The sequence below is a fragment of the Micromonospora arborensis genome (genome assembly GCF_003205615.1).
Taxonomy (GTDB): Bacteria; Actinomycetota; Actinomycetes; order Mycobacteriales; family Micromonosporaceae; genus Micromonospora; species Micromonospora arborensis.
In genome coordinates this window covers 121,977-137,124 of record NZ_PYBV01000014.1, presented here as the reverse complement: position 1 = coordinate 137,124, position 15,148 = coordinate 121,977, and the positions used below count along the sequence as shown (strand labels likewise).

At 71.4% G+C, this 15,148-nt stretch carries 10 protein-coding genes; 7 read left to right on the top strand and 3 right to left on the bottom strand.

Translation table 11 applies throughout. The annotated features are described in order from the left end of the window. Positions 1-114: 114 nt before the first annotated feature. Genes C7C45_RS12020 through C7C45_RS12000 form a run of 5 tightly spaced genes read left to right on the top strand, consistent with a single transcriptional unit; the run spans position 115 to position 7,932 of the window. Positions 115-3,555 (top strand): ATP-binding protein, encoded by a 3,441-nt coding sequence (locus tag C7C45_RS12020; protein ID WP_110563706.1) that lies wholly within the window; start codon positions 115-117, stop codon positions 3,553-3,555. 1 nt (position 3,556) lies between these two features. Beyond that, entirely contained in the window at positions 3,557-5,593 is a 2,037-nt protein-coding gene (locus C7C45_RS12015) for an MFS transporter (RefSeq protein ID WP_244200338.1), read from the top strand. Beyond that, positions 5,590-6,147, top strand: a complete 558-nt coding sequence (locus tag C7C45_RS12010; protein WP_110563705.1) for a hypothetical protein — start codon at positions 5,590-5,592, stop codon at positions 6,145-6,147. Before C7C45_RS12015 ends, C7C45_RS12010 begins: the two co-directional genes overlap by 4 nt. Continuing rightward, on the top strand, positions 6,144-7,319 hold the full coding sequence (locus tag C7C45_RS12005; RefSeq protein WP_110563704.1) for a M23 family metallopeptidase: 1,176 nt from the start codon (positions 6,144-6,146) through the stop codon (positions 7,317-7,319). The genes C7C45_RS12010 and C7C45_RS12005 overlap by 4 nt, the downstream gene beginning before the upstream one ends. A 13-nt stretch (positions 7,320-7,332) precedes the next feature. Continuing rightward, a complete protein-coding gene (locus tag C7C45_RS12000; protein WP_110563703.1) occupies positions 7,333-7,932 on the top strand; it encodes a hypothetical protein in 600 nt (199 codons plus the stop codon). Positions 7,933-7,935: 3 nt separating this feature from the next. Here C7C45_RS12000 and C7C45_RS11995 read toward each other — a convergent pair whose 3' ends face one another. Next, positions 7,936-8,493, bottom strand: coding sequence for a hypothetical protein (locus C7C45_RS11995; RefSeq protein WP_110563702.1), 558 nt, complete (start codon positions 8,491-8,493; stop codon positions 7,936-7,938). Positions 8,494-8,687: 194 nt separating this feature from the next. On the opposite strand from C7C45_RS11995, the gene C7C45_RS11990 reads away from it, so the two are divergent. Together C7C45_RS11990 and C7C45_RS11985 are read left to right on the top strand one after the other, a co-directional pair. Continuing rightward, positions 8,688-11,249 (top strand): FtsK/SpoIIIE domain-containing protein, encoded by a 2,562-nt coding sequence (locus tag C7C45_RS11990; protein ID WP_110563701.1) that lies wholly within the window; start codon positions 8,688-8,690, stop codon positions 11,247-11,249. 28 nt (positions 11,250-11,277) lie between these two features. Further along, complete coding sequence (locus C7C45_RS11985) at positions 11,278-11,997, top strand: hypothetical protein (RefSeq protein ID WP_110563838.1); 720 nt, start codon at positions 11,278-11,280, stop codon at positions 11,995-11,997. Between the two features lie 80 nt (positions 11,998-12,077). On the opposite strand, the gene folE is transcribed toward C7C45_RS11985, so the two are convergent. Beyond that, the gene (gene folE, locus C7C45_RS11980; RefSeq protein WP_110563700.1) at positions 12,078-12,743 is read right to left on the bottom strand and encodes a GTP cyclohydrolase I FolE; all 666 of its coding nucleotides are present in this window, start codon (positions 12,741-12,743) and stop codon (positions 12,078-12,080) included. A gap of 35 nt (positions 12,744-12,778) precedes the next feature. Continuing rightward, positions 12,779-14,794, bottom strand: coding sequence for an ATP-dependent zinc metalloprotease FtsH (gene ftsH, locus C7C45_RS11975; protein WP_110563699.1), 2,016 nt, complete (start codon positions 14,792-14,794; stop codon positions 12,779-12,781). Between the last annotated feature and the right edge of the window lie 354 nt (positions 14,795-15,148).

Here is a 15,148-nt window from a genome sequence, read left to right as displayed (position 1 = left end):
GCACGACGCGGGTAAGAGCCTGCGGCCTGTCGCCAGGGCCTGTTTCATAAGGGCGGCCGTCCGGGCCCGCCGCAGGCCGGCCAGTTCTCATGAAACAGGTCCTAAGGCGGTCGCATGAGTCGCTCTTCCACGCCGGGTTCCCCGGCCGGCCACCCGGCCGTGCCGGCAGGTCACCGTGCGCAGTCATACGGCTACAACGGAGCCGAGGATGAGGACGAGGTGGCGCTCGATCCTGCGCTGGTGACATCGCCCGGTCACGGTGCGGTCGGCGTGTTCCAGGCACCCCGGCCGGTCCCCCGCCGGACGCCACCCGCCGAGCCCAGCGCAGTGTCGGCTGGCGAGAACGCCGACATCGACTCTCCCTTCCTGGACCTCTTCGGCGGGGCACGGCCCGGCGCGGCCCGAGCCTTGTCGGCCGGTCCGAGCACCCGGGAGCAGCCGGCGATCCCATCGCAGCCGCCACCCGCAGCCGGCCCGGCCCCAGTTCGGCCGATACCCGAGTTGGAACCACCGTGGACGCCCGACGACCAGCCCGGCGGCGGTCACCGGCCCGTCGAGCCGCGACGCGGGGGCGGCCACCCGGCCAACGAGTCCCGGGTGCCGCATCAGGCCGGTGACCGGCTGCCGATGCTCCGTCCACCGGCTGAGCCCGACCCGACCGCCGCCGCACCGCCCTCGGCGACCGCCGGTCCCGTCAGCCGCCCAGCCAGCACCGCTCCGGACACCGGCTCCGCGGCAGGCCGGCCGACGACCCAGGCAGGCCGGCCGACAGCTCAAGCGGCTCGGCCACCAGCGCCGACGGAGCAGGAGGCCAGCACCGCGCCGGCGGAGCGGCCGGCTCTGGAGCGCACCGCGCGCCGGACCACCAACACGGAACGGCCCAGGGGCGCCGACGCCCAGCCGGCCGGGCGGGAAGTCGCCGCACCCCGACAACGTCCCTTGAGCCGACCGGACCGACCCACCAAACCGACGCGGATCCGCGCCCCGAAGATCAAATTTGGGGATCGGGACCCATCGGTCGAGCTGGCCATCACCGAGATCGCCGGACACCTGACCTTCACTCCGAACACCGTCACGGCGTGGTATTGGCTGCCCGAGGTCCGCTGGGCATTCCGTCCGGACGCGGAGCGCGAAGCGCTGCTGTCCGCGATCTCCGAGCAGTACGCCGGCCTGGCCGGCTTCCGGCTGCACCTGCGCCGCACCACCCGGCCGTTCCCCGCCGACGAGTGGGCACGCACCATCGACGCACACACGTCCGCGCCGCTCGCCGACGTGCCCGGCACCACCGGGTGGGCCGATCACCTGGTCGCCGCCCAACGCCACCTGATGGCGGTCAACCACGCCGAGGGCCAGACCTACCTGGGCGTCACCTTCGCCCGCCGCTCCCTCGGCGACTCGCTCACCGAACGGTTGCTGCGCAGCTTCGGTCGGGGCACCGCCGAGGGCGAACGCCGCAAGCTGGGTCGCACCGTGGAGCAGTTCGACGAGGTCCTCGGCGCGTTCGGCATGCGAGGCCGCCGGGTCACCGCACAGGAGCTCGAGTGGCTGCTCTACCGCTCGGTGGCCCTCTGCATGGCACCACCGGGCGCACTCTCCCCGGTGACCGACGGGCGCTGGGAACGCGGCGACCTGCTCGCCCTGACCGAGCAGGTCGAGCGTTACCGCACCCCGTACGGCTCGACGGTGAAGCTGGTCAACCGGATGACCGGCGAGGAGCGGCACGTGGCCGTGCTCGCCGTCGGCCGGATGGAGCCGTTGGAGATCCCGGAACGGCACGAGCCGTGGTTGCACTTCCACGAGCGGCTGCCCTGGCCGATGGAGATCTCCACCCGCGTCGACATCCTCGGCTCCAACGACTCCTTCCGGAATCTCGAACACCGGCTGCGGATGATCCGCTCGCAACAGCTCGACTACGCCGAGCACGGCATCGACGCACCCCCCGAGCTGGAGCGACTGGCCAAGCGCGCGCTGGTGATCGGCGACGAGATGACCACCGGCCTGCCGGTCGACTCGGCCCGTGCACACGGCTGGCACCGCATCGCCGTCGGCGGCCGGACCAGGGAGGAATGCCTGGAGCGGGCCCGCCGGCTCATCCAGCTCTACTCCCGAGAGCTGCGCATCTCACTGCAACACCCGAAGAACCAGGACTGGTTGGCCCGCGAGTTCATCCCCGGCGAGCCGATCGCCAACACCGGTTACGTCCGCCGCATGCCGGTGCCGTTGCTCGCCGCCGCGCTCCCCCAGGCCGCATCGAACGTGGGTGACCGGCGGGGCGACCTGATCGGCCGGACCGCCGGCACCTGCCGCCGTCCCGTCTTCCTCGACCTGCACTTCCCGATGGAGGTTCGGGAGCGATCCGGGCTCGCGGTCTTCGTTGCCGAACCGGGCGGTGGTAAGTCGACCCTGCTCGGCGCGCTCGGCTACCTGGCGGCCCGCAGGGGCGTCCAGGTGACCCTGCTCGACCCGTCCGGGCCGCTGGCCCGACTCTGCGCGATGCCGGAGCTGCGACCGTACTCCCGGGTGTTGAACCTGACCGGCTCGGAGCACGGCACCCTGGCGCCCTACTCGCTCATTCCCACGCCACTGCGTACCGAATTCGCCGCCGGCGCGTCCGGTGACCGCGAGTTCGAGATCGCGGTCTCCAACGCCCGAGCCGAGCGGCGGATGCTGGTGCAGGACATCTGCATGATGCTCGTCCCGCCGCAGGTGGCCCGGGAGGCGTCGACCGCCACCCTGTTCCGGCACGCGGTCCGCCAGGTCCCCGCCGAGGAAACCTCCACGTTGGACGACGTGGTGAGCTGCCTCGGTCGGCTCGACGACGACGCCGGCAAGGAGCTCGCCAACCTCCTGCTGGACACCGCCGAGATGCCACTGGCGATGCTCTTCTTCGGGCGGCCACCGGAAGGGCTGCTCGGCGCCGACGCCGCACTCACCGTGATCACCATGGCCGGGCTACGGTTGCCCGACCTCAAGATCGAACGGGAGTACTGGTCGGCCGAGGAGGCACTGGCCCTGCCGATGCTGCACACCGCGCACCGGCTAGCCGTTCGCCGCTGCTACGGCGGCTCCATGTCGTCCCGCAAACTGGTCGGCCTGGACGAGGCGCACTTCATGGAGGGCTGGCGGTCCGGGCGCTCGTTCCTGGTCCGACTCGCCCGCGACTCCCGCAAATGGAACCTCGCCGCGCTGGTCGCCTCGCAGAACCCCCGCGACATCCTCGGCCTCGACGTGCAAAACCTGGTCTCCACCGTCTTCGTCGGCCGGATCGCCGAAGACGCCGAGATCGCCTCCGAAGCGCTACGGCTGCTGCGGGTGCCCGTCAACGACGGATACGAGGCCACACTCGCCTCGCTCTCCGCCGCCGACACCAACTCGGCCACCCGCCTCGGCTTCCGCGAATTCGTGATGCGCGACGTCGACGGCCGCGTGCAGAAGGTCCGAGTCGACGTCTCGTACGTCGAGGGACTGCTGGACCACCTCGACACGACGCCCGCCGCGATCGCCGCAGCGGCCGGAGTGCTGCCGAGCATCCCCCTGCCGGATCTGGAGGCGTGACATGGCTAGGGCCTGGGTCAGGGTCCTCGGTCGAGCCGAGGCGGAGTCCAGGCGGCGCAAGCCGGCCGAAGGCCGTGACCCAGGCCCAGGTGCCCGGGCAAGGATCACGTCGTTCCTGCTCGCCCTCGGCGTACTGGCCGTGGCCACCCTCAGCTGGCCACTGATCGGTGCAGAGGCCGCGGCCGCCGCACCTCCCGTCGCTCAGGCTCGCGCCGACCTCTGCACGACCGCCGAATGGCAGGCCGACTTCCGGGCCTGCGTGGACAAACTGCAAGCGGTCAGCGAGGACGAGGTCAAGTGCCGAAACGCGCCGACCCCGGGTACGCCCGACTCGGGCCTCGCCGGCTGGTTCGCGGCCGCACCGCCAGCAGAGGCAACCAACGGGGTAGCTGGCCGGTACAGCCTCTACGGCTACGGGGGCTACAGCTACAACACCTACGACATCGAGGGCGGCTGCGCATCGAGCGTGCTGCATCCGGACTATAAGTTCACCACCACCATCGCCAACGGCGAGTTCATGGCCGCTACGGCCATCATCGGTGCCTCGAATGCGCTCAGAGAACGTGCCTGGGATCCCGGTTCGATGTGGGGTTGGGCGGACCCGCTGGTCGAGCAGGCAACGAAGGCCGTGTACGAGAAGGTGTTCAGCGTTTTCGGGATTGTCACACTGTGCGTGGTGGGGCTTTACCTGCTCTGGCGATCCCGCCAGTCGGACATGAGCAACGCGATGACCACTGCGGGCTGGGCGCTGCTGGTGATGGTCGCGGTGACGGCTCTGGCCGCCTGGCCGGTCAAGTCGGCGAACGTCGCCGACGGTGTACTTGTCACCAGTCTCGGGGTGGTGCACGACGCCGTTGGGCCGCAGGCAAGGGAGTCCGCCCCCGGCCGATGCATCGATCCCGATCCCAACCGTTGCAAGGATCTGCGCACCCCTGCCGTGCGAGCCAGCGACACCGCTACCGAGACCATGCTCTACCGAAACTGGCTCCGTGGGGTGGTGGGCTCAGCGGATAGCGAGACCGCCCGCAAGTACGGCCCGGCGCTCTACGACGCCAAGGCGTTCTCCTGGGACGAGGCCGAGAAGTTGCGCGCCAACCCGGCCACCCGGGACGCGACGATCAAGGCAAAGCAGCAGCAGTGGGCGCGGGTGGCCCAGCAGATCCAGACCGAGGATCCGGAGGCGTACGAGTACCTCCAGGGAGTTCGGGACATGGACCGGGTCGGCGCGGGCTTCATCGCGGTGCTGGCCTCGGTGCTCTTCGCCATGTTCGACCTGACGGCGTCGTTGCTGGTCCTGCTGGGTTTCCTGATCTTCCGGTGGGCGGTGATCGCGGCACCCATCCTGGGTACGGTCGGTCTGCTCCGGCCGGCCAGCGCCGGGCTGCGGCGGTTGGCGAATGCCGTGGTCGCCGCGGTCTTCAACATCGCCATCTTCGGTACCGGGGCGGCCATCTACCTGTTCGCGGTCGACCTGATCATGAGCACCCCCACCCTGCCGGGCTGGCTCCAGGTGGTGCTGGTCTGGCTGTGCGGCGTGGTCGGCTGGCTGCTCCTACGGCCGTACCGGCGGATCACCCAGCTCGGCGGCAAGGACAGCAGCGAGGCGGTCAGCTCGGCCGGGTCCTGGCACCGCCGGTTCTTCCGCGACATGCGGACCGCCGCACGACTGGACGTGGCGGAGCCGGGCGGCACGGCGGAGCCGGTGGGCGGACGGCGCCGGTCGCCGGACGCGGAGCAGACCCGGCTGCGTCCAGAGGCGCGGAGAGAAGATCCGGTCTCGACGCCGACGGCCCCGGTCGAGGACCGCCGCACCGACGGCGGCCGGCCGGATGGCCGGGAACGCACCGATGAGACGCCGACAGAGAAGACCGGCGGCCGTGGTCGCCCGGTCCCGCCCCAGCCCCGTCGGCGACAGCCGGCGGCGTGGACCGAGCCGGACGTGCCGGCCGAGAACCCGTCGTTCGTGGTGTATCGACCAGGCTCCACCGAGCGTGCGCCGGACCGCACCGGACCACGGGTGCGCTCAGAGGCTCGGTGACGGCGATGCGACGGGCCCTGGAGTTTCTCTTCACCCGGGCGCTGCGGTCCCGGCTGGGAGTGGCGCTGGTGATCGCGGTGCTCATCTTCGGCGTGATCGGGGCGGCTCGGCTGGTCTCGGACCCGGCCGACCCAGCGGACGGATTGAGCGGCCGGCCGAACCGGCCGATCACCACCGTGGACCCGACCGCCGGTGATGATGGCGTGACCTCCACCGAGGCTCCGCCGTCGCCGGTCACCTCACCGGGTGCCCGCACACCCGAGCAGACGGCCGACCGGTTCACCGCGGCCTGGCTGGGCCGCCCCGGGATGACGGCCGCGCAGTGGCAGGCGGGTCTGCGGCCGTTGTCGACCCCGGCGCTGGCCGAGAAGCTGGCCGGCGCCGAGCCTGGCGGCGTGCCGGCCGAGGAGGTCAACGGTCCACCGTCCGTGCGATCGCGCACCGAGACGTTCGTCGAGGTGCTGCTGCCCCTCGACACCGGTCGGCTCCGGCTCGAGTTGGTCGCCGCGCAGGACGGCTGGCTGGTCGACGTGGTCGATTGGCAGCGGCAGTGACCACCGGTCGAGCATCCGCCGCAGTCCGCCGGCCAGTGCGGGTGGGCGTGATCGCCGCGATACTCACCGGCGTGCTGGTCCTGCTCTGCTGCACCGGCGGCACCGCCGCGTTCTTCCTCAGTGGGCTCAGTGGCGACCCGGAAAACGGGGACACCCTCGCCGGCTGGGGCTGCGGCCCGGTCCGTCCGGTGGACATCGCCGCCGAGCTGCCACGGTTCACCGAGTACGGCGACGCGCAGGTCCGCAACGCGGCGATCATCATCAAGGTCGGCCAGGACCTGGGGGTGCCCTCGCGCGGCTGGGTGATCGCGCTGGCCACCGCGATGCAGGAGTCCGCCCTGCGCAACCTGGCGAACAGCACGGTCACCGAGTCTCTGGCCCTGCCACACGAGGGCGTCGGCGCCGACCACGACTCGCTGGGCCTGTTCCAGCAGCGGCCGGGATGGGGTTCGGTCGCCGAGCGATTGACCCCCGCCTACGCGGCCCGGAAGTTCTACGAGAAGCTGGTCAAAGTGCCGAGCTGGCAGCATCGTCCGCTGAGCGTGGTGGCGCAGAAGGTGCAGATTAGCGCGTACCCGGATGCGTACGCTCAGCACGAGGAACTGGCGAGCAAGCTCGTGGACGCGCTGGCCGGCGGTGCGGCCCGCACCGTCGAGATCAACGGTAAGGCGGTGTGCAATGCGGCCGAGCGTGGTGAGATTGCCGCGTCCGGTTGGACCGCGCCGATCCCCGGCGACGTCGGCTCCGGATTCCGGACCGCTGACCGGCCCAGCCACAACGGGGTGGACATCGGCGCGGCCAAGGGCACCGAGATCCGTGCCGCGGCCGCCGGCCGGGTGCTGGTCGCCCGCTGCGACCCGGACGACCGCGGGCGGCGGGACTGCAACGTGGACGGGTTCCCCGGCAAGGGCGGCTGCGGCTGGTTCGTCGACCTGCTGCACGCCGGCGGCTACATCACCCGCTACTGCCACATGGTGGTCCAGCCCCGGGTGACACCCAATCAGATCGTGCCCGCCGGCGAGGTGATCGGGCAGGTCGGTAGCAGCGGCAACTCGTCCGGCCCGCACCTGCACTTCGAGGTGCACCTGCGCAACGACCGGTCCAGCCGGGGCGCAGTGGACCCGATTCCGTTCATGCGCGAGCGGGGCGCCCCGTTGCGCGCTGCGGAGTGAGACCGCCACCGACATGACCGGACCGATGCCGGACCCGTTCGCCGATCAACCCGACTGGGCACCTCGGCCACCCCGCCCGTTGGCTGTCGTTCCCGCCACCGAGCGGGTGGAGCTGCGCGGGCGCCGCGTACTGGTCGGTCTGCCCGGGCTGGGTTGGCGGGGCGACCTGCGCGCGGACGACCGGGTGGTGCAGGGCGCCCGGACCTATGTGCCGGTGATCCCCGAGCACGAGTGGTACCGGGCCGAGGCCGACCAGGTCGAGGTGTTCGCGCCGTTGGTGCCGGTGGAGCGGGTCTGGGTGGAGACGGTCGGCGACCGGCCAGGAGCGGAGGGCAACCGCGAAACCGGCATCCGGTTGGTCTCGCTGGACGGTCCGGCACACCGGACCCCCACACCCGTCTTCGAGGCGGACGCCGTCACCGGGCGCCGGGTGGTGCATGTCGAGGGCGGTCTGGAGCACCGCGACCTGCGAGCCGTCACCGAGACCTACTCGGGCGCCGAAGGCGACATCTGCGTGCGGATCACGCCCGAGGTGGAATGGTACCGCTGGGCCTGGCGCGGCCAGTCACCCACCACGTTGGAGGTCCCGGTCCACCTGTTGTGGATCGAGTAAAGATCAACCAATTTTGCTACCGCCGCAAACCCGCCAGCTATCCTGCTTCTCCACGTCGAACCGCCACGTGTCTGTCAGGCTTTGCTGGACTCCGTCTATCGTGGCACTGCGCCGAATGACCGTCACGACGGTGGTGGTATTGCCTTGATCTTTGACGTCCAGGCTGCCCCAGCTAACCAGGATAGTGACGCCAAGCTGTTGCTCACGCGCGAGCAGGTCGGTCCGCAGGGACCGTATCGCCTCTAACTGCGACCCGCGCTCACAGGTAAAGAGGTTCGCTCTCGCGTCGTTGCGATCGACCAGGAACGCACGCAGATAGTTGTCCACCACCACGTCGGGTGCGCTGCGATCCGGGGCTGCGGCGCGGGTGTACAGCACATAGCCGGCAATGAGCCCGCTGAGGCAGAGCACGGCGAGCACTCCGGCGACGACCGTGAGCACCGTCCGCATTCGGCGGCGTGGCGGCTGCGGCTCCGGTGTTACCGGGGCGGGTGGCAGCTGCTCGGACGGTGTCCGTTGGGCCGGTACGCGGGAGACCTGGGAACCGGCGGGGGGCTGCACTGATTCCACCTCCTGAAGTTATCGGCTGGACGCCTCGGAGCCAATGCCTCAGATCGAGCGGATCGTGACGGACCCCTCCCCACGGGTGAGATCCACGACATCACCGACGCACCGCCGTGGCACCTCCCGGAGGAGCAGCCTGGGCTGGGATACCGTTCTGCTCGGGGAAGGGTTGCCAACCTCGTGCAGAGGGGGTGGATGCGGTGGCCGGTCCGAAGGCACGCACGAACCGTGCCGCAGCCCTGCATCGCCGTGCGGCGGCTGTCGCGACGGCTGCCACCGGGATCCTGGACGAGACCCGGCCTGCGCCGGCCGACCAGCGCCGCCAGTACGAGCTGGCCGATCGCCTCCGGGCGGTCGCGGTACGACTGGCCCCGGGTTGGTCGGGTGCCGCGTTGGACTCGCTCACCGTGGACTCTCCGGCGGGTGACGGCCCGCCACCGTTCGTCCGGGTCGGTACGGCGGCACCGTTGGACGACGCCCGTTTTCCCGCGTTGGTGCCGCTGGTGGGCACCGGTCATCTGAGCGTGGACACCGACGCCCGGGAGCCACGGGTGGCGGGGTTGCTCCGGGCCGTACTCCTGCGGTTGCTGGGTGCGGCCCCGGCGGGTGCCCTGCTGATCCGCGCGGTGGATGCCACGGGTGCCGCGCTGACCCCGTTCGGGGTGCTCGCTGATGCTGGCCTGCTGCCGCCGCCGGCGGTGGACGTGGCGGGTCTGCGGGCGGTGTTGACCGAGGCGGAGCAGTGGGTCACGCCGGGGGCGAGTGGGCGACGCCGCCACGATCGCACGCTGTTGCTGGTGGTCGCCGCGCTGCCGGAGTCGACTGGCCCGACCGATCTGGCGCGGATCGAGGCGCTGGCCGAGCAGGGTCCGGCCGCTGGGTTGCACCTGGTGGTGGCCGGTTGGCCCCCGCCCGGCCCGTACTCGGCCCGGGCGCCGCTGCCGCACACGACGCCGCTGGCGTTGCGCAACGCGTACGCGTTGCTCGGTGATCCGCCGGGGGCGTCCTTCGCCAGCCCGGGCGCGGATGCACCGGGTGGGTTGAACTCACCGGTCTTCGTTGAGTCGGACCCGCCGGCCGAGCTGGTCGACGCGGTCTGCCGGCGGCTCGCCGAGCAGGTGGAGGCTGGCTCGCGGTTGGCGTTGGCGGCTCTGCTGCCGCCGACGGGTGAGCGGCTGTGGGAGTCGGATTCCGCGGATGGGTTGACCACCACGGTCGGTGCTGCCGGGGGCCGGTCGGTGCCGCTGGGCTTTACCGAGTTGACCCCGCACTGGCTGGTCAGTGGCCGGTCGGCGGGGGGTCGCGCGGCGTTCCTGACCACTGCGCTGCTCGGCCTGGCCGCCCGGTACGGCCCGGGCGACCTGGCGCTCTACCTGGTGGATCTGGGCGACGGCGAGTCGTTCGTGGAGTTCCTGCAGACCGAGCGGGATCGGTCGTGGATCCCGCAGGTGCGTGCGGCCGCGATGGCAGCCGACCGGGAGTACGTCCGGGACCTGCTCGACGAGTTGACCGCCGAGGTGCAGCGCCGGGCGGAGGCAGGAGCGCGGGCTGGCGGGCAACGCTTCGCGGAGTTGCGTCAGCACCAGCCGCTGCCTCGGATCGTCTGTGTGTTGGACAATGTGCCGCTGCTCTTCGCCGAGCGGGACCGGCTGGCCACTGAGGTGGCCGCCCAGTTGGACGGGCTGGCCCGGTCCGGGCGGGCGTACGGCGTGCACCTGGTGTTGGCGGGCGCGGGCGAGCTGGGGTTGAACGCCCGCGCGGATGCCGGTCATCGGGATTCGGTGCTGGGGCAGTTTCCGGTGCGGGTGGCGCTGCCGGGTGGCAGCCCGGTGCTGGAGCCGACGAACGACTCGGCTGCGGGCCTTCCGGTGGGCAGCGCGGTGGTGAACACCGCTGGCGGCCTCGGCGGCCCCCGGGGTGCGACCCGAGGTCACGAACGGCTGATCCGGTACCCCGACCCGCAGGACCACCCGACGGTGGTGGAGGAGTTGCGGCACGAGCTGTGGGCGGCCCGGCCGGCCGGGTCGGTGCCGCCGGTGGTTTTCGCCGGGTACGCCCGGCCTCTGCTGGGCAACGATCCGCGGCACCGGGCCGCGTTGGCGGGGCAGTCGCACGGGCCGGCGGCGCTGCTGGGTCGCGCGGTGGACGTGGCCCGGTCGACGGTCGCCGTACCGTTGGGGCCGGCGGCGGGCCGCAACCTGGCGGTGCTCGGATCGGGTGCTGCGGCGGGCGGGCTGCTGGCGACGGCAGCCCGGAGCACCGCGGTCCACCATCCGCCGGGCACCGCCCGCTTCCTGGTGGCGGCACCGGACCCGGGTGCCCGAGCGTTGGCGGAGGCGTTGACGGCCGAGTTGGCGACCCGGCATCCGGCCGAGATGGTGGATTTGCCGACGCTGCTCGCGGACACCACCGACGAACTGCCGACGTATCTGGTGGTCTTCGGGCTGGATCGGCCGGGTCCTCGGGAGCTGCCGGTGGACCGGCTGCGTGCGTTGCTGCGGGACGGACCACCGGCGGGCCGGCACCTGCTTGGTTGGTGGCGTGCGGTGCCGCCGTTCGCCGCGCTGCTGGAGCCGGAGGGCGAGGTCGACAAGTTGGCCGCCGTGGCCGTGCTGGACGTGCCGGTCGCGCAGCTCGCCGCGGTGTTCGGTCGGCCGATGGAGTGGCGGGCTCGCCCGGATCGGGCGGTGCTCTGGGACGGTCCGGACGAGCGGGGCACGGTCCTGGTGCCGTTCGCCGATGAGGCCGGGTGATCTGGTGACGCGGGCGGGGGGTGTCGAGATGGTTCCGAAGGCGACGGTGACCGGGCCGGGTCGGCAGCGGGTCGCCGCGGCGAGCGGGGACGCCACGCCAGCGGCGGTCGAGCCCAGCACGGTTTGGGCGGAGTACCTGGCCGCCGCGCGCCAGCTCGACGGGGTGCGCCGCAGCGCGGCTGCCGCCGCCGGTGAGCAGGCTCGGTCTGCCGAGGCCGCCCGGGAGGAGCTGACGGTGGTCCGTACCGGGCTGGCGAGCCAGCAGGAACGGCTGCGTGAGTTGGGCGTACCGGCGATTTCCCTGATGCCGTCGCCGCCGGAGGTGACCGAGGCGTCCCGGTCGATGGCGGGCGGCCCGGCGGCCGTCCTGGCGGCGCTGCGGGCCGCGCGGGGCCGGGCCGAGGCGGCGGACGCGGCCCTGGCCGCGCGCCGCCGGTTCCGGCCCGGGTCGTGGCCCGCGCGGCCGCGCAACCTTCTGGTGTACGGGCCGTTGGCGCTGCTGGTGCCGCTGATCCAGGTCGTGGTGTACGCGGCGACGGGGGTGGGGCCGGCCAGTGTGGCCGCGCTGATCTGTGGGCTGCCGATGCCGGCGGTCGCGTTCGTCGCCGGCTGGGTGGGTGTCGGGCGGTTGTTCCGCGTCAGCCCGGTTGAGCGGCTGGACCGTACAGTGCGTTTCGGCGCCCTGGTGTGCCTGGTGCCGGCGGTGTTGGTCACGGCGGGTCTGCTGCTGGCCCTGCTCGCCGGCTGACCCACCCGGCTGTTCGCGGGCTGGAACGGGACGGCCGGCCGTCCCTCGAGGGAGTCGGCCGGCCGTGGTGCAGCGGGGTGTCAGCGGGGGATGATCAGCGCCATCGCCTCGGAGCGGGACTTGGAGTCCGTCTGGAGGATGCCGCGTACCGCCGACGTGATGGTCTTGGCGCCGGATTTCTGGATGCCACGCATGGCCATGCACATGTGTTCGCACTCCAGCACGACGACGACGCCGCGTGGGGCGAGTTTGCTCATCAGCAGGTCGGCGACCTGCGAGGTGAGCCGCTCCTGCACCTGGGGCCGGCGCGCGAAGACCTCGACCAGTCGGGCCAGCTTGGACAGGCCGGTGATCCGTCCGTCCGGGCCGGGGATGTAGCCGATGTGCGCACTGCCGCGGAACGGCAGCAGGTGGTGCTCACAGAGGCTCATCACGTCGATGTCCCGGACGATCACCAACTCTTCGTGGTTGGCCTCGAAGGTGGTGCTGAGCACCTGTGCCGGGTCGACCCGCAGGCCGGCGAACAGCTCGGCGTACGCGCGGGCGACCCGGGCCGGGGTCTGTTGGAGCCCGTCGCGGTCCGGGTCCTCGCCGACCGCGATCAGGATCTCGCGGACGGCCTTCTCGATCCGGCCCAGGTCGACCGCGTCCTCGACCGGGCGGCCGGTCAGCTTGCCGCTGATCAGCCGGGCGGCCACATAGTCCAGCTCGTCGTCGCCGTCGGGCTCGGTCGCGGAGACGGCCAGCTCCCGGTGCGGGGAGCTGGCCGTCGGGTCGTTGCTCAGTGTGTGCCGTCCGAGTTGTTGGACGGCGCCCCGCCGACCGACGCCTGCGCGCCGTCAGCCTGGGCCTGCGCCTTGAGCTTGTCCTTCTCCGCAGGGGTGAGCACGGGCGGCTCGGTGGAGGGCTGCCGCTTGCCGAAGCCGTTGTACGGTGCCAGCGGCGGGCGCTTGACCACCCGGGAGCAGATCCGCGCCATGTCGGCCGTGGAGAGGGTCTCCTTCTCCATCAGCTCGAGCACGATGTTGTCCAGGACGTCCCGGTATTCCACCAGGATCTCCCAGGCCTCGTCGTGCGCCAGCTCGACAAGTGCCCGCATCTCGCCGTCGATCTCGGCGGCGACCGAGTCGGAGTAGTCCCGCTCGTGGCCCATGTTGCGGCCGAGGAACGGCTCGTCCCCGCTGGTGCCGTACTTGATCGCGCCGAGCTTGGAGCTCATGCCGTACTGGGTGATCATCGCGCGGGCCAGTTGCGTGGCCTTCTCGATGTCGTTGCCGGCACCGGTGGTGGGCTCGTGGAAGACCAGTTCCTCGGCGGCCCGACCACCCAGCGCGTACGCCAGGGTGTCGATCATCTCGGCGCGGGTCTGGGTGTACTTGTCTTCGGTCGGGAGCACCAGGGTGTGGCCCAGTGAGCGGCCACGGGACAGGATCGTCACCTTGTGCACCGGCGCGGCGTGCGGCAGCGCCCAGGCGACCAGCGCGTGCCCACCCTCGTGGTACGCGGTGATCTTCTTTTCCTGGTCGCCCATCACGCGGGTCCGTCGCTGCGGACCTGCGATCACCCGGTCGATCGACTCTTCCAGCGAGTCGTTGCTGATCGCCCGCTGGTCCTTACGAGCGGTGAGCAGGGCCGACTCGTTGATCACGTTGGCCAGGTCGGCACCGCTGAAGCCCGGGGTACGCCGTGCCACCGCGTCGAGGTCGACGTCGGGGGTGAACGGCTTGCCCTTGGCGTGCACCCGCAGGACGGCCTTGCGGCCCTCCATGTCGGGGGCGTCCACCGGGATCTGCCGGTCGAACCGGCCCGGGCGCAGCAGCGCCGGGTCGAGGATGTCCGGCCGGTTGGTGGCGGCGATCAGGATGACCCCGCCCTTGGTGTCGAAGCCGTCCATCTCGACGAGCAACTGGTTGAGCGTCTGCTCGCGTTCGTCGTGACCGCCGCCCATGCCGGCGCCGCGGTGGCGACCGACGGCGTCGATCTCGTCGACGAAGACGATCGCCGGGGCGTTCGTCTTGGCCTGCTCGAAGAGGTCGCGGACCCGGCTGGCGCCGACACCGACGAACATCTCCACGAAGTCGGAGCCGGAGATGGAGTAGAACGGCACCCCGGCCTCGCCGGCGACCGCGCGGGCCAGCAGCGTCTTGCCGGTGCCGGGCGGGCCGAACAGCAGCACGCCCTTCGGGATCTTGGCGCCCAGGGCCTGGTACTTCGCGGGGTTCTGCAGGAAGTCCTTGATCTCGTGCAGTTCCTCGACGGCCTCATCGGCACCCGCGACGTCCTCGAAGGTCGTCTTCGGAGTGTCCTTGGTGATCATCTTCGCCTTGGACTTGCCGAAGTTGAGCACCCGGGAGCCGCCACCCTGCATCTGCGACATGAAGAACAGCAGCAGGAGGACGAGCAACGCGATCGGCAGCAGGTTGACCAGCAGGCTCACCCAGATGCTGTCCGACGAGACCTTGGCGTCGGCCGGGCCGGTGACCCGGTTGGCCGCCTTGGCGTCCAGCACCTCGTTCCAGATCTGGTCGCCGACCTGGTACGGGAACTGAGCCTCGATCTTGTTGGTTTCGGTCTTGCCGAACTTGGTCTTCTGCGCCAGGTCCAGCTGGAGCGTCTGCTCCTTGTCCTGGAAGACCACCTTGTTGATCTTGGCGGTGTGGAGCTGATCGAGCGCAACGGAAGTGTCCACGCGGTGGTAGCTGGGACCAGCGGTGAACAGCTGACTGAGCACAACGGCGCCGAGGATGACCAGGATGATCCAGACCACCGGTCGGCGGAAGAAACGCGTACGTTCCATACTGTTGTCGAGCGCCGGAGCGCCCGCATCCTCCTGATCGACGTCCTGACCGTCTGATGGTGTTGCCGCGTGAGCGGCGGCCGGAGCCGCCGTGCGGGCCGGCCTCGACCCCGAAGCGCGAAAACTGCCGCGCCGCGGTCATTCGACGGTACACCGTGTACGCGAGGAGTGAGCTTGCGAGCCCCGCAGTCGTGCACCATCAAAAGCCCCGTGCACGTGAAGTGCGAGCTCGTGGGCCCCACACCCGGCACACCCGTCGAGATCGACGGCACGCACCGTGGGCAGGCCCACCAGCCCCGCAACGAACGTACGGCGGGTCCGGGCAGAAACCGGCGTGGCGGAGAGTCCGGCCCG